The sequence below is a fragment of the Exiguobacterium flavidum genome, from assembly GCF_003344535.1.
GTDB classification, from domain to species: Bacteria; Bacillota; Bacilli; order Exiguobacteriales; family Exiguobacteriaceae; genus Exiguobacterium_A; species Exiguobacterium_A flavidum.
This window is the reverse complement of sequence record NZ_QPKS01000003.1, coordinates 141,831-161,322: the sequence shown is the minus strand read 5'-3', so window position 1 is coordinate 161,322 and position 19,492 is coordinate 141,831. Positions and strand designations below refer to the sequence as shown.

The 19,492-nt window shown below is 54.1% G+C and carries 23 protein-coding genes; 19 read left to right on the top strand and 4 right to left on the bottom strand.

Annotation, left to right across the window (positions count from 1 at the left end; all coding sequences use genetic code 11):
• The first annotated feature begins 76 nt into the window (after positions 1 to 76).
• Positions 77 to 2,377: a glycoside hydrolase family 65 protein gene (locus DFG60_RS04110; RefSeq protein ID WP_114570473.1), complete on the top strand. Its 2,301-nt coding sequence runs from the start codon at positions 77 to 79 to the stop codon at positions 2,375 to 2,377.
• Between the two features lie 162 nt (positions 2,378 to 2,539).
• Positions 2,540 to 3,391: a YitT family protein gene (locus tag DFG60_RS04105; protein WP_114570472.1), complete on the top strand. Its 852-nt coding sequence runs from the start codon at positions 2,540 to 2,542 to the stop codon at positions 3,389 to 3,391.
• 51 nt (positions 3,392 to 3,442) lie between these two features.
• On the opposite strand, the gene DFG60_RS04100 is transcribed toward DFG60_RS04105, so the two are convergent.
• Entirely contained in the window at positions 3,443 to 3,907 is a 465-nt protein-coding gene (locus DFG60_RS04100) for an NUDIX domain-containing protein (protein WP_232818614.1), read from the bottom strand.
• A 16-nt stretch (positions 3,908 to 3,923) separates the two neighbouring features.
• On the bottom strand, positions 3,924 to 4,739 hold the full coding sequence (locus tag DFG60_RS04095; protein WP_114570470.1) for a Cof-type HAD-IIB family hydrolase: 816 nt from the start codon (positions 4,737 to 4,739) through the stop codon (positions 3,924 to 3,926).
• Between the two features lie 196 nt (positions 4,740 to 4,935).
• Between DFG60_RS04095 and DFG60_RS04090 the strand changes: the two genes are divergently transcribed.
• The 15 genes from DFG60_RS04090 to DFG60_RS04020 all read left to right on the top strand — a co-directional run bounded on the left by DFG60_RS04090 (position 4,936) and on the right by DFG60_RS04020 (position 17,256).
• Positions 4,936 to 5,130: a YjzD family protein gene (locus DFG60_RS04090; protein WP_114570469.1), complete on the top strand. Its 195-nt coding sequence runs from the start codon at positions 4,936 to 4,938 to the stop codon at positions 5,128 to 5,130.
• Between the two features lie 75 nt (positions 5,131 to 5,205).
• The gene (gene iadA / locus DFG60_RS04085) at positions 5,206 to 6,354 is read left to right on the top strand and encodes a beta-aspartyl-peptidase (RefSeq protein WP_114570468.1); all 1,149 of its coding nucleotides are present in this window, start codon (positions 5,206 to 5,208) and stop codon (positions 6,352 to 6,354) included.
• Between the two features lie 2 nt (positions 6,355 to 6,356).
• Positions 6,357 to 6,845: a thioredoxin family protein gene (locus DFG60_RS04080; RefSeq protein WP_114570467.1), complete on the top strand. Its 489-nt coding sequence runs from the start codon at positions 6,357 to 6,359 to the stop codon at positions 6,843 to 6,845.
• Positions 6,842 to 7,618: a phosphatidylserine decarboxylase gene (locus DFG60_RS04075; RefSeq protein WP_114570466.1), complete on the top strand. Its 777-nt coding sequence runs from the start codon at positions 6,842 to 6,844 to the stop codon at positions 7,616 to 7,618. The genes DFG60_RS04080 and DFG60_RS04075 overlap by 4 nt, the downstream gene beginning before the upstream one ends.
• A 59-nt stretch (positions 7,619 to 7,677) precedes the next feature.
• Entirely contained in the window at positions 7,678 to 9,015 is a 1,338-nt protein-coding gene (locus DFG60_RS04070; RefSeq protein WP_114570465.1) for an ArsB/NhaD family transporter, read from the top strand.
• Positions 9,016 to 9,165: 150 nt separating this feature from the next.
• On the top strand, positions 9,166 to 9,756 hold the full coding sequence (locus DFG60_RS04065) for a YqeG family HAD IIIA-type phosphatase (protein WP_114570464.1): 591 nt from the start codon (positions 9,166 to 9,168) through the stop codon (positions 9,754 to 9,756).
• 139 nt (positions 9,757 to 9,895) lie between these two features.
• Positions 9,896 to 11,008: a ribosome biogenesis GTPase YqeH gene (gene yqeH / locus DFG60_RS04060; protein ID WP_114570463.1), complete on the top strand. Its 1,113-nt coding sequence runs from the start codon at positions 9,896 to 9,898 to the stop codon at positions 11,006 to 11,008.
• Positions 11,008 to 11,793 carry a shikimate dehydrogenase gene (gene aroE / locus DFG60_RS04055; RefSeq protein WP_114570462.1) on the top strand — a complete coding sequence of 262 codons (786 nt, stop codon included), beginning with the start codon at positions 11,008 to 11,010 and terminating at the stop codon, positions 11,791 to 11,793. The genes yqeH and aroE overlap by 1 nt, the downstream gene beginning before the upstream one ends.
• A gap of 1 nt (position 11,794) precedes the next feature.
• Positions 11,795 to 12,088, top strand: a complete 294-nt coding sequence (gene yhbY, locus DFG60_RS04050) for a ribosome assembly RNA-binding protein YhbY (RefSeq protein WP_114570461.1) — start codon at positions 11,795 to 11,797, stop codon at positions 12,086 to 12,088.
• A complete protein-coding gene (locus tag DFG60_RS04045) occupies positions 12,085 to 12,663 on the top strand; it encodes a nicotinate-nucleotide adenylyltransferase (RefSeq protein WP_114570460.1) in 579 nt (192 codons plus the stop codon). Before yhbY ends, DFG60_RS04045 begins: the two co-directional genes overlap by 4 nt.
• Positions 12,644 to 13,219 (top strand): bis(5'-nucleosyl)-tetraphosphatase (symmetrical) YqeK, encoded by a 576-nt coding sequence (gene yqeK, locus DFG60_RS04040; RefSeq protein ID WP_114570459.1) that lies wholly within the window; start codon positions 12,644 to 12,646, stop codon positions 13,217 to 13,219. The genes DFG60_RS04045 and yqeK overlap by 20 nt, the downstream gene beginning before the upstream one ends.
• The gene (gene rsfS / locus DFG60_RS04035) at positions 13,216 to 13,563 is read left to right on the top strand and encodes a ribosome silencing factor (protein WP_114570458.1); all 348 of its coding nucleotides are present in this window, start codon (positions 13,216 to 13,218) and stop codon (positions 13,561 to 13,563) included. Before yqeK ends, rsfS begins: the two co-directional genes overlap by 4 nt.
• 1 nt (position 13,564) lies before the next feature.
• Entirely contained in the window at positions 13,565 to 14,293 is a 729-nt protein-coding gene (locus DFG60_RS04030) for a class I SAM-dependent DNA methyltransferase (RefSeq protein WP_114570457.1), read from the top strand.
• Between the two features lie 213 nt (positions 14,294 to 14,506).
• On the top strand, positions 14,507 to 15,103 hold the full coding sequence (locus DFG60_RS04025; protein WP_114570456.1) for a ComEA family DNA-binding protein: 597 nt from the start codon (positions 14,507 to 14,509) through the stop codon (positions 15,101 to 15,103).
• Complete coding sequence (locus DFG60_RS04020; RefSeq protein ID WP_114570455.1) at positions 15,103 to 17,256, top strand: DNA internalization-related competence protein ComEC/Rec2; 2,154 nt, start codon at positions 15,103 to 15,105, stop codon at positions 17,254 to 17,256. Before DFG60_RS04025 ends, DFG60_RS04020 begins: the two co-directional genes overlap by 1 nt.
• Positions 17,257 to 17,294: 38 nt before the next feature.
• Here DFG60_RS04020 and DFG60_RS04015 read toward each other — a convergent pair whose 3' ends face one another.
• On the bottom strand, positions 17,295 to 17,456 hold the full coding sequence (locus DFG60_RS04015) for a YqzM family protein (RefSeq protein WP_114570454.1): 162 nt from the start codon (positions 17,454 to 17,456) through the stop codon (positions 17,295 to 17,297).
• Between the two features lie 99 nt (positions 17,457 to 17,555).
• Here DFG60_RS04015 and holA point away from each other — a divergent pair, with 99 nt between their 5' ends.
• Together holA and DFG60_RS04005 are read left to right on the top strand one after the other, a co-directional pair.
• Positions 17,556 to 18,557 carry a DNA polymerase III subunit delta gene (gene holA, locus DFG60_RS04010; protein WP_114570453.1) on the top strand — a complete coding sequence of 334 codons (1,002 nt, stop codon included), beginning with the start codon at positions 17,556 to 17,558 and terminating at the stop codon, positions 18,555 to 18,557.
• Between the two features lie 14 nt (positions 18,558 to 18,571).
• Positions 18,572 to 19,006 (top strand): GNAT family N-acetyltransferase, encoded by a 435-nt coding sequence (locus DFG60_RS04005; RefSeq protein WP_114570452.1) that lies wholly within the window; start codon positions 18,572 to 18,574, stop codon positions 19,004 to 19,006.
• A gap of 69 nt (positions 19,007 to 19,075) precedes the next feature.
• Here DFG60_RS04005 and rpsT read toward each other — a convergent pair whose 3' ends face one another.
• Entirely contained in the window at positions 19,076 to 19,336 is a 261-nt protein-coding gene (gene rpsT, locus DFG60_RS04000) for a 30S ribosomal protein S20 (protein ID WP_114570451.1), read from the bottom strand.
• Positions 19,337 to 19,492 lie beyond the last annotated feature (156 nt).

Sequence of the window (19,492 nt, the reverse complement as noted above, 5' to 3'; positions counted from 1 at the left end):
TAATGTAGAAAGAAATAAAAACGCTTACAAAAGGCTCGTTTCAAGGGCCATACATCGGACGAAGGAGCGACTTGAGATGAAACGATTATTTGATGTAAACGAATGGAAAATCACCGAAAATGGCTTCCATCCTGAAGACAACCGCTTGGCCGAATCGATGACGTCGATCGGGAACGGACACATGGGCATGCGGGGGAACTTCGAAGAGGATTATTCTGGAGACTCTCACCAGGGCATGTACGTAGCAGGCGTCTATTACCCGGATAAGACGCGCGTCGGCTGGTGGAAGAACGGGTACCCGGAATACTTCGCTAAAGTATTGAACGCAGTCAACATCATGGGACTCCGTGTGTCGATCAATGGAAAAAACGTCGATTTGAACGAATGGCAAGTAGTCGACTTCGTCCGCGAGCTCGATATGCAGCATGGCGTGCTGACTCGTACGTTCCTTCTCAAGAACGGGGAAGAGGAGACGAAGGTCGAATCGAAGCGTTTCTTCTCGATCGTCGACAAGGAGATCGCGGCGCTCCGCTATACGGTGACCCCGGTCAACTTCGAGGCAGATATCGTCATCGAATCGTACCTTGACGCGGATGTCGAGAACGAGGACTCGAACTATGACGAGAAGTTCTGGCTTCCGGTCGAGCATGGAATCGAAGAACGTTTCGGGTATGTGACGTCGAAGACGAAAAAGCTTGACTGGCACGTGACGGCTTCGATGATCACGGATGTAGAAGGTGCGCGTTGCGAAGTGCTCGAAGGTACGAATCAGTACGTCGCGAACCGGTTCTCGAAGCGGGTCTCAGCTGGAGAGAGTGCAGTCGCAGAGAAACTCGTGTCGCTCGTCACCAACCGTGATTATGCAGTCGAAGACCTGCTAGCCGAAGGGATGAAAAAAGTCAACGCGGCTTTCGATAAGGGATATGATACCCTGCTTGAAGAACATACAGCAGCATGGCTGAAGCACTGGGAAGAGGCAGACGTCAAGATTGAAGGTGACGTCGAGGCGCAGCAAGGCATCCGGTTCAACATCTTCCACATGTTCCAGACGTACACAGGGGAAGACTCACGTCTGAACATCGGACCGAAAGGGTTCACAGGCGAGAAGTACGGCGGTGCGACGTATTGGGATACGGAAGCATACTGTTTGAACTTCTACCTCGCGACGTCGAAGCCGGAAGTCGCGTGGAACTTGCTGAAGTACCGTCACAACCAGCTGCCGCAGGCCAAAGAGAATGCGGAAAAGAACGTCGGCATGAAGGGTGCCCTCTACCCGATGGTGACGATGAACGGCGAGGAATGCCATAACGAGTGGGAAATCACGCACGAGGAGATCCACAGGAACGGCGCGATCGCCCATGCGATCTATAACTACACGAACTACACGGGGGACAAGACCTACCTCGGACAATACGGTTTCGAAGTGCTCGTCGAAATCGCGCGCTACTGGGCGAGCCGTGTCAACTACGTCCCGCATAAGGATGTCTACATGATCCTCGGCGTCACAGGACCGAACGAATATGAGAACAACGTCAACAACAACTGGTACACGAACTTGATCGCTGCATGGTGTCTCGAATACGCGCAGACGGTTCACCGCTATCTTGCAGAAGCAGAACCGAAGCGTCTTGAGGAACTTATGCATCAGCTCGCACTGTCGGAAGAAGAGCTTGCGAAGTGGGCAGACATTGACGCGAAGATGTACTATCCGAAGGACGAGACGGCTCCAAATGTCTTCATGCAGCAGGACGGCTTCATGGATAAGGAACAGATCATGGTCGCAGACCTTGACCCGGTCCATCTGCCGCTCAACCAGAACTGGTCGTGGGACCGCATCCTGCGTTCGGTCTTCATCAAGCAGGCGGACGTCCTGCAAGGACTCTACTTCCTGACGGACCGCTTCTCGCTCGAACAGAAGAAGGCGAACTTCGATTTCTACGAGCCGCGTACGGTGCATGAGTCTTCACTTTCTCCTTGCATCTACTCGATCATCGCGGCTGAGGTCGGATACGAGGAAAAGGCGGTCGAACTCTATCGGCGTTCTGCACGTCTCGACCTCGATAACTATAACAATGACACGGAAGACGGACTTCATATCACGTCGATGGTCGGATCATGGATGTCGATCGTTCACGGATTTGCAGGACTGCGCGTCACTGACGATGAACTCGTGTTCCGTCCGATGCTTCCGAAAGGCTGGTCGGGTTACTCGTTCCGCATGCAGTGGCGCGGGCACCATCTGCTGATCGAAGTGAAGCAGAACGAAGTCCGCATCAAGCAACTCTCAGGAGAAGCATTCAGCCTTCGTTTGTTCGATGAGACGGTCGAGATTCCGGCAGATGCGGAAGTCAGCGTTCCGTCTACTCAAATCGTATAAGTGTATCTCCAATCACGTTCCGATTTCTTCGGAGCGTGATTTCTCTTTGGAAGCGATATCATTAGAAGATTTCTCTTTTTCGCGAATTCTTTACTTTTTTACTTGTGGAACCTGTGCTAAAGTGTTTCAAGATATAGTTCAAGTACGAGAGGAGAACCGCGTGTGACATCGGTAGTGAAGGAAAATATTATGAAGGTCGTCGTTGCGGCGATCGGCGGGGTGCTCATCGCACTCGCGATGAACTGGTTTTTGATTCCGAGCGGGGTCTACTCGACCGGTTTCACGGGTCTTGCCCAAATCTTAACGAAGGTGCTTGACGGTACGGCCCTCGCTTTCGGTGAGAACGTCTGGTTCCTTGCGCTCAACCTGCCGTTGATCGTCCTTGCGTGGATCATGCTCGGACGGAGCTTTACGATCATCACGCTCATTTCCGTTCTTGCGACGACGATTTTCATCGGTCTCATCCCGCAGGTGGCGATCATCAATGAGGATCAGACGCTGAATGCCGTGTTCGGAGGCGTATTGCTTGCCGTCGGGACAGGCATCACGATCAAGTTCGGTGCATCGACCGGTGGATTCGACATCGTCGCGCTCATCTTCGCCCGATTCTCTGACCGCAGCGTCGGTGTCTACCTGTTCGTGCTCAATTTCCTGATCGCGATCCTCGCAGGTGCATTGTTCGGCTGGCCGACTGCGCTCTATACGATCGTCTTCATCTATGTCACGTCCAAGGTCGTCGACGAGATCCATACGAGCAACCAGCGCCTGACGATCTTCATCGTCACGAATCACGCCGGCGACATCACACAGGCTCTCCATCAGCACATCATTCGTGGTATCACGCAGATGCCTGCGATCGGAACGTATTCACGTGCCGAGAAGGCGACGCTCATGATGGTCATCGAACGCCACGAGCTGCGCGAAATCGAACGGATCTGCCGGGATACGGATGAAGCCGTCTTCATCAACGTCGTCCCGACTGATTCAGTCGTCGGTTACTTCCGCAAAGGCTGAAACGAAAACGCATCGTCCCCGGAAATCAGGGACGATGCGTTTTTTGATGTCTTAAAAAGGCGGCAAGTCGTGCTCGTTCGTCCAGCTGACCTGTTCCGACGCGAGGGCGTCGAGCAGCTGCTGCTGGATTCGTGGATGGAGCGGCACATCGGTCAGCTCATCGAGCGGGACCCAGCGGACACCGACCTGATGTTCGTCAGGTATGGCAGGCATCCGGGCGATCGAGCCTTCCTTCAAGTGGCAGTGGAAAATGAAGTTGATGCTCGGCGTCTTGCTCGCGTAATTATCGCTGAGGTGTGGCATGTATTGATACAGCGCAGCCAGCGGTCCGACTTCGACTTCGACCCCTGCCTCCTCAAACGCTTCCCGGGCGACAGCCTCTTCGATCGACTCCCCGGCTTCGACGCCGCCGGCAGGTAAATTGTAGTGCAGTCCGTATTCACTCATCATCTCGATGAGCAGGATCTTCTCGTCCTCGACGATCAGCGCACAGGCGCGATTGCGAATAGGGTACATGATGACCTCCTGTTGCTCAGCGGATGATGCCGAGTACGTTTTTCAGATAATAGGCGATGCCGTCATCCTCATTCGACTTCGTGATGCCTGATGCGAGCTGCTTGAGTGCCGGGATGGCGTTATCCATCGCCACGCCGTGGCCGACATAATCGAGCATCTCGAGATCGTTCTCCTCGTCTCCGAACGCGATGATCCGTTCACGGGGGATGCCGAGATGAGCAGAGACACGTTTCAGTCCTTCAGCCTTGCTCGTTCCTTTGCGCATGACTTCGACCATGTATTCCGGTTTGACCCACTGCCGGTTCAATACGGTTTCCGCATGGACACCGGACAATTCCTTCCGGATCTCCTTTACGTGTTCACCTTTGGCATGGATCAACAATGACGTCGGTTCCGTCTGCAACAGTTTGCGAAGGTCACCGGTCGTGACCGATAAGGCGCGGTCAGTGTAGAATTCATAAATGCCTACCGGATCCTTATGGAAATAGACATGATCGGTCACTTCGCAGACGATGTTCTGAGTTTTCGTATCTGCGACGGACTCGAGGATCGTCTGGACGGTTTTTAGCGGAATCGGGTTATGGGTCGCTTCGAAGCTCGGGTCGAGCGGATGATGGACGAGTCCGCCGTTGAAGTTGACGATCGGGGTCGTCAGACCGAGTTGCTCATAATAAAGCTTCGCGTGGCGGAAGGGACGTCCGGTCGCGATGACGACCTCATGGCCGTTCTCGCGCGCCTGTCCGATTGCATCGATGTTCCTTTGGCTGATCGTCTTGTCGTCCCGTAAAAGCGTGCCATCGAGATCGATGGCGATCAAATGACGTTGTTGCATGATCGTTCCCTCCGTTCTGTATAGTATCTACTGTAGCAGAACAAACGAAAAAATGGCGAATTTGTGTCGGAACGACGTGTGGCGGCAAGGAGGAAATGGAGAAAAAACATTCGGAATTGCTGTGACGACATCTGAAAAATGATATACTACGAAACGTAGGACATTTTTAAGTACGTATGGAAATGGAGGGGGAAGGATGCGTTTTCTCGTAACATTCTTCTGGTCGTTCTTGCTCGTGAACACGGCTGTGTTCATCGTATCAGCAGTTGACGCCGTTGCGTATGATTTCGGATTCGCGACAGCGATGTCTGTCGTCACAGCACTCGTCGTCTTCGCACTCGACGCAGTGAACGAAGACATGGGCCTCGGCCAAGGCACGAAAGCAGAATAAGGGGAAGCGGGGGTGCTGATTTTCGGCATGCTCGCTTTTATCGTTTACGTGTAAATGAAGACGGGAGGGACCATGATGTTCATCGTCAAAGGAGCAGTCCTCAATGGGAAGCGGGTCGACCTCCTGACAGGCGGAGGAGAAATTTTGAGAATCGGCGATCTCGAGACGCCAGAATCCTTCGGGATGAAGACGATCGACGGGAGGGGGCTTAGGCTCGTACCCGGGCTGATCGACGGACACGTCCATCCGATCGGCGGAGGAGGGGAAGGCGGATTTGCGACACGTACGCCTGCCCTCGACGCCTTCGACTTTCTTGAAGGAGGCATCACGACCGTCGTCGGTCTGCTCGGGACAGACGGTCTGACGCGGACAGGAATCGATCTTCTCGCCCACTTGAGGGGGTATACGGAAACCGGCATGCGGACGTTCATGCTGACCGGCAGCTATGCCGTGCCTCCAGTTTCGATCACGGGGAGTACAGCGAAGGACATCGTCTTGATACCGGAAGTGATCGGGGTCGGCGAGATTGCGATCAACGACCACCGCTCGACCGAGCCGACCGACAGGGAAATCGCACGCATCGCCTCCGAGGCGCGGGTGGCCGGTATGCTGTCCGGTATAAGTGGTGCGATGAACGTCCACATCGGAGACGGCAAGCGGCGTCTTTCATTGCTCGAACAGGTCGTCGAGGAGACGGACGTACCGGTCGGACAGTTTCTGCCGACCCATATCAATCGGAGCGAACGCATTTTTGAGGCAGGTCTCGCCTGGGCCCAAAAAGGTGGACGAATCGATTTCACGACGTGCACGATTCCTCAGTTCATCGAAGAAGGAGAAATACCAGCTGGACAGGCGCTGAAAAGGGCGCTGGACGAAGGGATTGCGATCGGGCAGATCACGATGTCGACGGATGCCGGGGCAAGTCTTCCGGCCTTCGATGCGGATGGCCGATTGACGGGGCTCTCGACAGGCAAACCGTCGTCGCTTTGGAAGGCGGTCAAGGCAGCCGTTGACGCGGGTGTCGATTTTGATGAAGTGATCAAGACCGTGACAGACAACGTCGCGGAGGCGTATGGGATAAGTGGCGGGCGTATCGTTGAAGGCGAGCGCGCAGATTTCCTTCTCGTCGATGAACAGCTCGACATCAAGATGGTCGTCGTTGGCGGGAATATCGTATTCGAGCACGGCGACTGGCTGATTGAACGAAGATTTTTGGAGGGATGAAGATGTCTAAGAAAACGAAAAAACAGGCTGCTGTCAAAAAGAAGGCACAGTCGAAAGCGAACTGGATCACTGCCGGCATCATCGCGATCATCGTCCTGATCGGTGCAGCTTTGCTGCTGCTTCAGGATGGTGAGCAGAACGCGGCGAAAAAGGGCGATTTCACAGCTTCGCAAGTGTCAGAAAAACTTGCGTCAGGCGATGAGTTCTACATGTACTTCTATCAGACGGGATGTGTTCACTGCGAGAAGGTGAAGCCGTACCTCGTCCCGCTCGGAGAGAAGCAGGACGTACCGTTCCATCAGATCGACCTTGCCGTCGAGCAGTCTGCCTGGGAGACGTTCAAGATCGAGGGGACGCCGACAGTCGTCCATTACAAGGACGGAAAAGAAGTGAAGCGTATCGCCGGTGAGCAGACGGAAGCGAGCTATGAGGACTTCTTCGCCGGCGAAGATGCAGGAGAGGACGGAAAGAAGTCGGGTGATCTGAAATGATGCGCAGTGCGTTCTATAAGACCTTATTCGAATTGAACGGCCGTCCGGCAGTCGCGAACCTGCTTAAAAAGTTCGCGACCTCGTCCGCGAGCAGCCGGCTCATTCCGTCATTTGCGAAGCTGTACGGAATCAATACAGAAGAAGCGGCATTGCCGCTTTCTTCCTATAAGAGTCTCCACGAGTTCTTCATCCGTGAACTGAAGGAAGGGGCACGTCCGGTCGCTCAAGGATCAGGCGCGTTCGTCAGTCCGTGCGACGGCGAACTCTCGGTGATCGAGGACTTGACGGAAGACAGCCGCTTCGTGGTCAAAGGCCAGTCCTACACGGTTTCGGAGCTGCTCGGTTCTCATCATGATGCGAGCCAATATGCCGGGGGCAAGGTCATGATCTTCTATTTGAGCCCGACGGACTATCATCGCGTGCACGTTCCGCTCGACAGCGAGGTGCTCTCGAGCTACACGCTCGGACGTGACGCTGCGCCGGTCAATGAGATCGGCTTGAAGTATGGGTTGCGTCCCTTGACTCGAAACTACCGGCTCATCACGACGCTGCGCTCGAAAGGGATCAAATATGCCCACGTGATGGTCGGAGCACTTAACGTCAACACGATCGTCCGGACGAACGAAGAGCGCGAAGTCGGCCGCGGTGAGGCATTCGGTTACTTCTCATTCGGTTCGACCGTCGTGGTCTGTGTTCCGAAGGGAGCTCTTTCGATAGACGCACCGAAGGGCAAGATCCGCATGGGACAACGGCTCGGGACTTGGCATAGTTGAAGTGATGACGCCTCCGATTGATTTCGCGGGCGTCATCGACGTTTCTAGGAGGAGAGATCATGGAATCATCGTTCACGGAAAGTTTACAAGTGTATTTCGCGCTCGCCGTCTTTTTGATCACGTACGGCTTCATCGTCAGCGAGAAGGTGAGCAGGGCGATCGTCGCGCTTCTTGGCGCGATCGTGATGATCGCAGCCGGTGTGATGGACGTCGAGACGGCATTGTTCGAATATGTCGAGTGGGGGACGATCGTCCTCTTGATCGGTATGATGATTCTCGTCACGATTGCCAATCAGTCGGGCGTCTTTGAATTCATCGCCATCAAAGCTGCCAAAAAGACGGGCGGCGACCCGCTCAAGATCTTGATCATGCTGTCGCTGTTGACCGCATTCGGTTCAGCCTTCCTCGACAACGTGACGACGGTCCTTCTGATCGTGCCGATCACGTTCTCGATCACGAAGGTACTGAACGTATCAGCCTTCCCGTATCTGCTTGCTGAGGTGCTGTTCGCGAACATCGGCGGAACGGCGACGCTGATCGGTGATCCGCCGAACATCATGATCGGTGCCGCGAATGAGCACCTGACGTTCAACACGTTCCTGTTCCACTTGGCGCCGATCGTCGTCATCATCACCATCGTCACCATCATCATCCTTTATTTCGTATTCAGGAAGACGCTCGACGTCCATCCGGAGCATCGGGAGAAGTTGCTTGAGATCGACGAATCATCCTACATCGTCAGCCGAAAGCTCGTTCGGCGTTCATCGATCGTTTTGGTCGGGACGATTCTATTGTTCGTTCTCCATCCGATTCTTGAACGAATCGGGATCCATCTGCAGGCGCCGACGATTGCCGTGCTCGGAGCGACGCTGCTGATGCTCATCACGATCGAGAACGACCACCAGCTTGAAGAGGTTTTCGCGCGAATCGAATGGACGACGATTTTCTTCTTCGGTGGACTTTTCATCCTCGTCGGTGGAATCCAGGAAGTGGGAATCATCAAATTTCTCGCCGAGAAGACGATCGATTTGACAGGCGGCGACATCGAAACGACGGCGACGGCGGTCCTCTGGCTATCCGGGATCGCATCGGCGACGATCGACAACATCCCGTTCGTCGCGACGATGATTCCGTTGATCAACGATGTCTCGACGGGAATCGGTCTCGCTCCGGACAGCGACGAGGTGCAGGTGCTCTGGTGGGCTCTGTCGCTCGGGGCTTGCCTCGGGGGCAACGGGACGCTGATCGGTGCTTCCGCGAACGTCATCGTCGCAGGGCTCGCGACACGGCAGGGCGAGCGCTTCAACTATATGCGTTTCCTCATTTACGGTGCGCCGATCACTCTCGTGACACTGTTATTGTCGCAGCTGTATTTGTGGATTCGATACTATCATTGAAACAAAACGGGACGGAAGCACTTCTTCCGCCCCGTTTTCTTGCGTCTGCCGTCGCCCTCTCCATCCGTTTATGCTATAATCGGACGATAAGAACAAAATTGTTTCTTTAACTTAACTATAGAGCTAGACCATGATCTGGAGGTTTTTATCTTGTTCAAACGACTTTATCCTAAACATTTCGTAGCATCGATCTATGATATCGACCTTGAAGCGTTGAAGCGAAACGGCGTCAAAGCGATTTTGACGGACCTCGATAACACGCTTGTCGCATGGAACATTGCCGATGCCCCGGATGACTTGGTCGCATGGCTCGACATGGTGAATAATCAATACGGTTTCGATGTCATCATCGTCTCGAATAACAATGGGGATCGTGTGCGGAAATTCGCGGAACCTCTCGGGCTTCACTATATCGCGCCAGCGCGAAAACCTCTTCCGATCGGCTTCAAACGGGCACTGACGCAGTTTGGCTATCATGCAAAGGAAGTGGTTTTTTTAGGGGACCAATTGTTCACCGACGTACTTGGGGCGAACTCGGTCGGTATCGAAGTCATCCATGTTCAGCCGGTCGTCAAGACAGATGGCGTCGTCACCCGCTTCAATCGCATGATGGAACGCTTGGTGTTCCATCGCATGAAACAAAAAGGAATCTATAAGCTGACGAAAAAGGTCGTCGAAGAACCCTCCGTCCTCAAGCATCCGACGGAACTGCGGCAGACCTTGCAGCAAGAGAAGGAATGACCCTGTCATACTGGTACACGAAAGGGAAGGCAGCAGTCGCAAATCGTACGGCCACAGGTCGGAAGTTACGCTCCGGGAGTAGGGTGCAGGGCGCTACGTAGAATGGAGAAGAGGGAAGCCTCACGCGGCTCAAACATTTATGAACCATGAGGAAATCCACTGCGCAGGCTGTGGTGTCGAGATCCAAACGGAGGATCCGAAAGCACCAGGTTATGCGCCTAAATCGGCACTTGATCGGGAAATGATCATCTGCCAACGTTGCTTCAAACTCAAGCATTACAATCAAATCCAAGATGTCGCCCTTACTGATGACGACTTCGTCAAGATTCTTGACGGCATCGGGCAGAAGGATGCGCTCGTCGTCAAAATCGTCGATATCTTCGACTTCAATGGAAGCTGGTTGCCTGGTCTTCACCGTTTCGTCGGGAAGAACGACGTATTGCTCGTCGGGAACAAGGCTGACCTGTTACCGAAATCGCTCAATCCGAATCGTCTGATGAACTGGATGCGTCAAGCGTCGAAGGAACTTGGTCTTCGTCCGGTCGACGTCCATCTGATCAGTGCGAAGAAGGGGCATGGCGTCGACGAGCTCGCAGAGAAAATCGATTACTATCGCAAAGGACGCGACGTGTATGTCGTCGGCTGTACGAACGTCGGAAAGTCGACGTTGATCAACCAGGTCATCAAGCGTTTCGGTGAGGAGGAAGAGGCGGTCATCACCGTCAGTCACTTCCCAGGGACGACGCTCGACTTGATCGACATCCCGCTCGACGACAACTGCAACCTGTATGATACGCCAGGAATCATCAATCACCACCAGATGGCTCACTACGTAGACGCGCGAGATCTCAAGCTCATCACACCGAAAAAAGAAATCAAGCCACAAGTCTTCCAGATCCATCCGCAACAGACACTTTTCTTTGGCGGTCTTGCGCGTCTTGATTACTTGGAAGGCAACAAACGCTCGTTCGTCGTCTACATGTCGAATGAGCTGAAGGTACACCGGACGAAGCTCGATAAAGCAGATGATCTGTACGCGAACCATAACGGTGAGCTGCTCTCACCGCCAAACGAGAAGACGCTCGAAATCCTTCCTCCGCTCGTTCGTCACGAGTTCAGCATTCGTGAAAACATGAAGACGGATATCGTCTTCAGCGGACTCGGCTGGGTAGCGGTTCACGGAAAAGGCGGTCGTGTCGCGGCCTATGCACCAAAGGGCGTAGCCGTCTCCTTGCGTGAGGCGCTCGTCTGATGCGACTTGCCGTCATCGGTCATCCGATTGCCCATTCGCTTTCACCCATGCTGCACTCGGCATGGTTGGAAGCGGCTGGGCTTTTCGGCTGTTATACTGCGCTCGATGTCGAGCCGGGACGACTGGACACGGTCATCAGGCGACTGCGTGATGGAGAGCTCGATGGTCTCAACGTGACGATTCCGCACAAGGAAGCAATCATCCCGTACCTCGATCGCCTCGAAGAAAGTGCGAGCCGGGCGGGGGCAGTGAATACTGTCTACCGAATCGGGAATGAACTAATAGGGGCGAACACGGACGGTACAGGGTTCGTCAAATCGCTTGAGCGAACAGGCCATGTCTCTAAAGACATCCTTATCATCGGAGCAGGCGGTGCCGCTCGCGGCATCATTTCTGCACTCAAGACGAAAGTGACGGTCGCGAACAGAACGTATGAGCATGCGTTGCGTCTCGCTGCCGAATTCGACTGCGAAGCACTTCCGCTCGACGCCGTCGACTTAAAATCGTTCGATACGATCATCAACACGACTCCGGTCGGGATGAGTCCGAACACCCTGCAGTCGCCGCTCGTACTTGACGGGGCGACTGCGCTTGTCTGCGACATCATCTATCGGCCGACGCCGACACTCCTGCTCAAGGAAGCAGCCCGTCTTGGGTTGCCGACGCTTGACGGAGTAGGGATGTTCGTCGGACAAGCTGCCGAAGCGTTCACGCGCTTCACTGGAAACACGCCTGATTTCGCATACGGCGAACAGGTGATTCGAAAGCAACTGGAGGAACAATGATATGTTGACAGGTAAACAGAAACGCCATTTACGCGCAGCAGCGCATGATTTGAATCCGATTTTCCAAGTCGGGAAGAACGGTGTCGGTGAAGCGATGTGCGCTGACATCATGGACGCGCTCGAGAAACGCGAACTCTTGAAGGTGCAGGTGCTTCAGAACTGCGCAGATCATCCGAAGGAAGTCGCTGAAGAACTGGTGGCGGGCACTCGCGCTGAACTCGTCCAAGTCATCGGAAAAGTGATCGTACTGTACAAGGAATCGAAAGAAAACAAGACGATCCAACTTCCGCGATGAGAGTAGGGTTGCTGGGTGGAACATTCGATCCGCCGCACCTCGGCCATCTGCTGATCGCAGAACAGTCGCGTGAGCAACTCGAACTCGATGAAGTCTGGTTCTTGCCGGCACCGAACCCACCTCATAAAGATGGGGTCGCGACCTCGCCTGAACAGAGGCTTCGTCTTGTCGAGGCCGCGATCGCGGACCATGATTCGTTTCGCATCTCGGGAATCGAGTTCGAACGGAATGCGAAGTCGTACACGGTCGATACGATGAAGGAGTTGAAGCGGCGCTATCCGGGACACGAGTTCTTCTTCCTGCTCGGAGCGGATTCACTGTCGAACCTCGACGCGTGGCATGATCCGGAGGAGCTTTACCGGCTCGTCCGCTTCGGAGCGGTGGCGCGTCCGGGAAGTCGTTATCTCATCCCGGAAGGCGCACGTGTGACGGCGGTCGATATGCCACAGCTTGAGTTGTCATCGACCGACATTCGAAAGCGGATTGAACGCGGCCGCAGCATTCGCTATATGGTGCCCGAGGCAGTGAGACGATTGATTGAGGAGTGGAGGCTTTATGCAACTGGAAGAAGCTAGACGAATCATCGAAGGGACGCTGCCGACGAAACGCTACGTCCACACACTCGGCGTCGTCGAGACGGCGAGGCACCTCGCTGAGCTGTATGGAGAACCAATTGATCAGGTAGTGCTTGCAGCGATGCTTCACGACTATGCGAAGTACCGTGATTCAGGCGAGATGAAGAAAATTGCGATCGAACTCGGGAAAAGAGAGCTCCTCGATTATGATGACGAACTGTTGCATGCGCCGATCGGGGCTGAACTCGTCAAACGGGAACTACATGTCGCTGATCCTGTCGTCCTGCGAGCGATCGCAAACCACACTACAGGAGAACCCGGCATGTCTCGCATCGATCAGATCATCTTCGTCGCGGATGCGATCGAACCGAACCGGACTTACCCGGGCGTCGAGCAACTGCGGGAAGTCGCGAACAAGGACTTGACCCATGCGGTCGTCCGGACGCTCGCTCATACGATCCGCTACCTGATCGGGAAGGAAGAACGAATCTTCCCGCTGACGATCGAAACCTATAATGATTTCATTTTTCAACTACGAAAGGGGACCGTCATATGACAGTCGAACAAGAATTAAAATTAATCGTAAACGCAATCGATGACAAACGTGCAGAGGACATCGTCGTCCTCGATATGAAGAACATCTCTCCAGTCGCGGATTATTTCGTCATCTGTGAAGGGAACTCAGAGAAGCAAGTTCAGGCGATCGCACGTGAAGTAAAAGAACTCGCGCACGAACATGAGCTTCCGATCAAGCGCCTCGAAGGCTTCGACGCAGCGCGCTGGGTGCTTGCAGACCTTGAGAACGTCGTCGTTCACGTCTTCCACCGGGATGACCGTGACTACTACAACCTTGAGAAGTTGTGGTCGGATGCTCCGAAAGTCGAAGTGGAGATCGACTGACATGGCTTACGAACAGTTTGCGTATGTCTACGATGAACTGATGCAGGATGTCCCATATGAGGACTGGGCGGCTTGGGTGGAGCGCCATGTCGAAACCGGCAGCAGCATCGCTGATGTCGGTTGCGGCACGGGGACTGCGACCCTGCTGCTTGCGGAGAACTACCGGGTGACCGGAATCGATCTGTCCGAGGAAATGCTTGAAGTCGCGCAGGAAAAAGCGATGGAAGAGGACATGAAGATCGATTTTTGGGTTCAGGACATGCGCGAGCTCGAGCTTCCGCAACAGGTGGACGCGGTGACGATCCTCTGCGATTCGCTGAATTACCTGAAGACGGAAATCGATGTCAAACAGACGTTCGAGCGGGTGCATGCGCAACTGAATGATGGCGGCAAGATTCTATTCGACGTCCATTCGCCGTATAAAATGGAGACGCTGTTCAACGGGAAGACGTATGCGAGCCACGGTGAGGGATGCTCCTACATCTGGTTCGCTGATCCTGGTGAAGAGCAACTGTCCGTCGTCCATGAGTTGAGCTTTTTCGTCGAAGGGGAGGATGGACGTTATGACCGGGTCGATGAGACTCATGAACAACGGACCTATCCTCCTGAACGGTATATCGCCTGGTTGAGAGAGGCAGGATTCCGTATCCTGTCCGTCACGGGTGACTTCACGGAGGACGCTCCGCGAGAAAACGCAGAGCGAATTTTCTTCGTCGCGGAAAAAATATAAGTATTAACTCCTGTTCCGGTTGGAATGGGAGTTTTTCGTGCTCCATGACATCGTTCAAATGTTGGGACCGAAAACGCTGTAAGGGGCGGGATGTGTTTCGCATGCTGGTGCTGGACGGAGAAAAGAGCGGGGAGCGAACGGCATTAATTGACGGAACGTGAAATGACGTGAGCTGGGGACGATGATAGTCTGATCGGAAAGGGGGTGTTCGGGATGTCGATGCCGGGCATACAGCGGATCGCGACGTTCGCAGTCATCGGCTTGCTGCTCATCGTATTGTTCGTACCGCTGCCATCCTGCTCGAGAGAACCGCTGATCGAGGAGGAGATGATCGTCTCGAAAGAACAGCATGCCGCGGCCGATGTCGAGGAGAAGTCAGTGAAAAAGGAGATCATGGTCGACATTAAGGGCGCAGTGCTAAGGCCAGGACCGTATACGTTCAAGCTCGGTGACAGGATCAAGGATGCTATCGAGAAGGCGGGCAAGACGAAGCAATCGGATACCGGAAGCATGAATCTTGCCGCCCGCCTCATCGATGGCGAGGAGGTCATCGTACCGAAAAAAGGGGCGGACACGAAGCCGGTTCCTGAACCTGAGAAAAGTCCGGCGGTCCCTGCGCTCGTCGATTTGAACGGAGCTACGAGCGAAGAGCTTCAGACCGTGCCGGGCATAGGTCCGTCCAAAGCGGAGGCCATCATCGCATATCGGGATGAAAAGGGAGGATTTTCATCATTCGAGGAACTCGGTGAGGTGAAGGGGTTCGGTGAGAAGACCCTTGAATCGCTAAAAAACTACCTGGTCGTATACTGATGCCGATTTTTCCGTTGTTCGTCGTCGCACTTGCTATCGCCTTGAAAGAATCGCTATGGGTACTCGCGTTCGTCTCGACTATCTTGGTGCTGAAGTCTTTCGAGGCGCGTCTGTTTCCGCTCGCAGGCGCGTTTTTTCTTGCCTGGTCCGCCCTGATGAACAGTGACGTGCCGCGAATCGGTTTGCCGGCAGAAGTCGAGCTGCTTGAAGCGAAGGTGAATGGGGACCGGGTTCGTTACGTCGCAAAGGCATCCGGTGAGAAGTTCATCCTCGCCGCGACGGTCGCGGACGGGGAACGTCCCTATGATCGAATCGGTCAAATCTGCTCCGTTCGGCTGAAAGAGCTCGAGGTGAACGCACGGCGGAACGAAGGCGGATTCGATGAAGCGCGCTGGATGCGTTCGGAGCGGCTGCTTCGAAAATGGGAGGTGCAGTCGTTTACAAGCTGTCGTCCTGCTGAAGGCTTTGAGGCGGAAGGGAGGCGCAACCGGGAAGAATGGCTATGGAACATCGAACGGTTGCCGGCACGAGAAGCATTCTATGTGCAGGCGCTCGTCTTCGGTGAGGATCGTTTGATGGACACGGAGACGCTCGATCGCTTCAAGGCATTCGGACTCTTGCACGCGCTCGTCATCTCAGGGTCCCACATCGCTTTTCTGATCTTCGGTATGCTTTACTTGCTGAAGCGTCTTCGGATGACAAGAGAGAACAGGATCGAGGTCGTCTTGTTCCTGTTGCCGATCTATGGCTGGTTGACGGAATGGAGTCCTCCTGTGACGAGAGCGATCATGGTCGCCTTCATCCTCCTGCTTGCCAGCCGTTTCAAAAAACTCGATCCCGTCGCTACGGTCGCTTGGGTCGGGGCATCACAGCTGGCGCTCTCTCCGCTCCTGATTTATGACCTCGGATTTCAATTGACCGTGGCATTGACGCTGTTCCTTCTGATTTCGATCGATATATGGAAGCCGATCGCTTTTCCATGGAATCTGCTTCTCGTCAGTATATGGGCACAGGCATTGACGCTGTTCTTGCTGCAGCGAAGCCAACAGACGGAAGGGTCGATCTGGTCGCCGCTGCTCAACATCCTTGTAGGGAGCTGGATCGAATGGATCATTCTGCCGCTGGCGTTCCTGACCGCTGTGAGCGTACTGTTCAAGCCGGAACCTGAGACGGCCGCCCTCCTTCGCTTCGCACTCGACTTGAGCGATGGCGTCCTAAGTAAAGCTGAGGCGTTGCCGTGTGCGGTCAGTGCTCTCCATCTCTTGCCGCTCGGAGTTTGGATAGGGGCGATATCAATCGTCATACTCTCACTGTGGCACGTCGCGAAGCACCGGATACTGCACGCAGCTCCGGTCCTGGTCCTCCTGTTGTCAAGTGCGATAGTCGAAAAGATAGAGCCGGACAGGGTCGTCTTTCTGGACGTCGGACAAGGTGACAGTACGGTGCTTGAGAAGGACGGGGAGACGTTCGTCATCGATGCTGGCGGTACCATATCATTCGCGAAGAGAAAGCCGCTCAGGCCGTTCGATCCTGGAGCCCAAATCGTCGTGCCGTACCTCCATACGAGAGGAGAAAAGCGGATCGACGGGCTGGTTTTGACGCATGCCGATCATGATCATATCGGAGGTGTGGCAGGGATGCTTCGGAAAATAGAGATCGATACGGTCTACTTCGGTGCGTATGACAACCGGGATGAAAAACGTTCTGCACTGCTGCGGGAGCTTGAGAAGGAAGGTGTAAACATCAAGTTTCTTAAAGCAGGAGACCAGGTGCGCCCCTGGCTTCGCGTGCTTGCCCCTGATGGACCTGAGAGTGAAGAGAACGACCGGTCGATCGTCCTTCTCGCAGACATCGCAAAGAAGCGTTTTCTGCTGACTGGTGACGCGGGAGTCAAGACGGAGGAGGAGTGGGGTGCAGGTGATATCGACGTTCTGAAAGCAGGACATCACGGCTCCTCGAGTTCGACGGGGGAGGATTTGATCCGTAAAACTGCTCCTGAGGTGATCATCTTCTCTGTCGGACGCAACAACCGGTACGGACACCCGGACAAGGACGTTCTTGAGCGGGTGGAGAAGGTAGGACGAATCTACCGAACCGATGAGGACGGGATGATAACTTGTACTGCCGATGGGTGCGTCCCTATGCTAAAATAAAAAGCAGCAACCCCCCAAGGTTGCTGCTTTTATTTTAGTCAAAGACTGAGGAACTTGATGAGTACTCCGATGACGAACAATGTCGCGAAGAAACCGAATGAAGCGATGAAACCGACAGCTGAGTCGATTGCGTCATTGCGTTTCGATTGGATATCATTTTCAAAAGCGTTTTCGCTTGGTGGGCGTACTGAATGTGCCATTGTGCATTCCCCCTTATTAGTTTCCGCTTCTAGTATAGCGGAATAATCGCGTATTATCTATGAGTAAGTTAAGAAGAAATTGTGAAATGTGGTGGAAGAATGAATACTCCTTGGCTCGTCAACGGGAAAGTGGCGAATCTGTACCTTCTCTTCGGGACAGAGCGGCACCTTCTCGAGAAGTGGGAGAATGAGATCGTCAAGGCAGCTCTGCCGGACGGAGAACGATTCGATTACATGAAGATCGATTTGAATGAACAGGTGCTCGACGCCGTGCTCGACGAGGCGGAGACGGTGCCTTTCCTGAGTGATAAGCGGGTCGTCGTAGCGAAGCCGGCTTCTTTTTTGACCGGCGCAAAGGAAAAGAAGGCACAAAACCTCGAACGGCTTGCTGAATACATCGTCAAGCCGGCCGATTACGCCGTCGTCGTCTTCATCGTCGAGGCGGAGAAGCTCGATGAGCGAAAGACGGTCGTCAAACGTCTGAAGGAACGGGCGGTCGTACTCGAGGCGAAGAAGCCGACGACTGAGGAGTTGTTCCGATTCGTCCTTGATGCAGTCAACGCATCCGGGCACAAAATGGAACGACCGGCGATCGAACGACTGCTCTTCCTGACTGGAGAAGCGTGGGGAGGGCTTGCGCGTGAGCTCGACAAGCTGATTCTGTATGCCGGGGACCGTAGTGAGATCACGAGAGAGGATGTCGATGCGCTCGTCCCGCGAACGCTCGAGGATAACGTCTTCCAACTGACGGATCATCTGATCAAGAGACAGGTCGAACCGGCGATTCGTCTCGTCCGGGACCTTGAGAAGCAAGGACAGGAAGTTCTCGCCTTGCTCGGGCTGATGGCCCGACAGTATCGGATGATGAACCTGTCGAAGCGTTTGTCTGAACAAGGATACGGTGAGAAGCAGATTGCCGGAAAAATCGGGGCACATCCGTATGCGGTGAAACTCGCGATCCAGTCTAGCCGCCGTTTCTCTTTCGCACAGCTCGAGACAGCGCTCGTCGCCATCACGGAGACGGATGAGAACATGAAGACCGGCCGCGGAGATAAGCGGGTCCTGTTCGACACGCTGATCGTGCGCCTCGCGACACTTTAAGGGAGGGAAGCATCTTGGAAATCCGTTTCATCGACCCGAGTGAGACGAGACCGCTGCGTCATGCGGTACTTCGTCCGAAGCAGACGCTCGAGGACTGTATCTATCCGGCTGACGACCATCCGGACGCTTTTCATATCGGAGGATTCAAGGACGGGAAGCTTGTGGCCGTCTCGTCGTTCGCGCCGAACGCGCACGCAGGTCTCGATATGGACTTTGCCTATCAGTTGCGGGGGATGGCGACTGCCGGCGATGTCCGGGGTGAAGGCTTCGGAAAGGCGATGGTCGAGCGGGCAAGAAGCGAGTTGAGAAGGCGGGGAGTCCGGGGATGGTGGTGTAACGCTCGTGAGAGTGCTCTCCCGTTCTACTTGCGCCTCGGACTTTCCGTGACAGGGAATCGCTTCGAGATTGAAGAGATTGGACCGCATTTCATCATGTACGAAAAACTATGAGCAGACATGAAAAATCGCCATCGGACGATGTCCAGATGGCGATGTGTCGCTCTTTTCCTTCGGAAAGGATTAAAGCGCGTTTACGAGTTTAGCGAGACGCGATTTGTCACGACCAGCTTTGTTGCCGTGGATGAGACCTTTAGCAGCAGCTTTGTCGATTTTTTTCGAAGCAGTTTGGTAAGCTACGAGAGCTTGTTCCTTGTTGCCTTCAGCAGCGAAAGTTTCAACCGCTTTGATCGCTGTACGCATTGCCGATTTTTTCTGAACGTTCGCTACGCGACGTTTTTCAGCAGTCTTCACGCGTTTGATAGCCGATTTGATGTTTGCCATGGATAATTCACCTCCAAGAAACTCATTCGAGATTTATATTCGCATATCTGCATTTATCGTTCAACAGAACAAACACAATTGTAGCAAACGTTATGATGAAATGCAATATCCGCTCGGGCCTTTATTCTCTTTTTTTGTTTTGGCAGGAAAACAAAA

Coding starts and splice junctions, on each gene's coding strand:
- yhbY (WP_114570461.1), top strand. CDS start 11,795: ATGTTGACAGGTAAACAGAAACGCCATTTACGCGCAGCAGCGCATGAT.
- DFG60_RS04015 (WP_114570454.1), bottom strand. CDS start 17,456: ATGGCACATTCAGTACGCCCACCAAGCGAAAACGCTTTTGAAAATGAT.
- DFG60_RS04095 (WP_114570470.1), bottom strand. CDS start 4,739: ATGCAACAACGTCATTTGATCGCCATCGATCTCGATGGCACGCTTTTA.
- DFG60_RS04030 (WP_114570457.1), top strand. CDS start 13,565: ATGGCTTACGAACAGTTTGCGTATGTCTACGATGAACTGATGCAGGAT.
- rpsT (WP_114570451.1), bottom strand. CDS start 19,336: ATGGCAAACATCAAATCGGCTATCAAACGCGTGAAGACTGCTGAAAAA.
- DFG60_RS04075 (WP_114570466.1), top strand. CDS start 6,842: ATGATGCGCAGTGCGTTCTATAAGACCTTATTCGAATTGAACGGCCGT.
- yqeK (WP_114570459.1), top strand. CDS start 12,644: ATGCAACTGGAAGAAGCTAGACGAATCATCGAAGGGACGCTGCCGACG.
- DFG60_RS04080 (WP_114570467.1), top strand. CDS start 6,357: ATGTCTAAGAAAACGAAAAAACAGGCTGCTGTCAAAAAGAAGGCACAG.
- DFG60_RS04100 (WP_232818614.1), bottom strand. CDS start 3,907: ATGTACCCTATTCGCAATCGCGCCTGTGCGCTGATCGTCGAGGACGAG.
- DFG60_RS04090 (WP_114570469.1), top strand. CDS start 4,936: ATGCGTTTTCTCGTAACATTCTTCTGGTCGTTCTTGCTCGTGAACACG.
- DFG60_RS04070 (WP_114570465.1), top strand. CDS start 7,678: ATGGAATCATCGTTCACGGAAAGTTTACAAGTGTATTTCGCGCTCGCC.
- DFG60_RS04110 (WP_114570473.1), top strand. CDS start 77: ATGAAACGATTATTTGATGTAAACGAATGGAAAATCACCGAAAATGGC.
- holA (WP_114570453.1), top strand. CDS start 17,556: ATGAATACTCCTTGGCTCGTCAACGGGAAAGTGGCGAATCTGTACCTT.
- DFG60_RS04045 (WP_114570460.1), top strand. CDS start 12,085: ATGAGAGTAGGGTTGCTGGGTGGAACATTCGATCCGCCGCACCTCGGC.
- yqeH (WP_114570463.1), top strand. CDS start 9,896: ATGAACCATGAGGAAATCCACTGCGCAGGCTGTGGTGTCGAGATCCAA.
- DFG60_RS04020 (WP_114570455.1), top strand. CDS start 15,103: ATGCCGATTTTTCCGTTGTTCGTCGTCGCACTTGCTATCGCCTTGAAA.
- rsfS (WP_114570458.1), top strand. CDS start 13,216: ATGACAGTCGAACAAGAATTAAAATTAATCGTAAACGCAATCGATGAC.
- aroE (WP_114570462.1), top strand. CDS start 11,008: ATGCGACTTGCCGTCATCGGTCATCCGATTGCCCATTCGCTTTCACCC.
- DFG60_RS04025 (WP_114570456.1), top strand. CDS start 14,507: ATGTCGATGCCGGGCATACAGCGGATCGCGACGTTCGCAGTCATCGGC.
- iadA (WP_114570468.1), top strand. CDS start 5,206: ATGTTCATCGTCAAAGGAGCAGTCCTCAATGGGAAGCGGGTCGACCTC.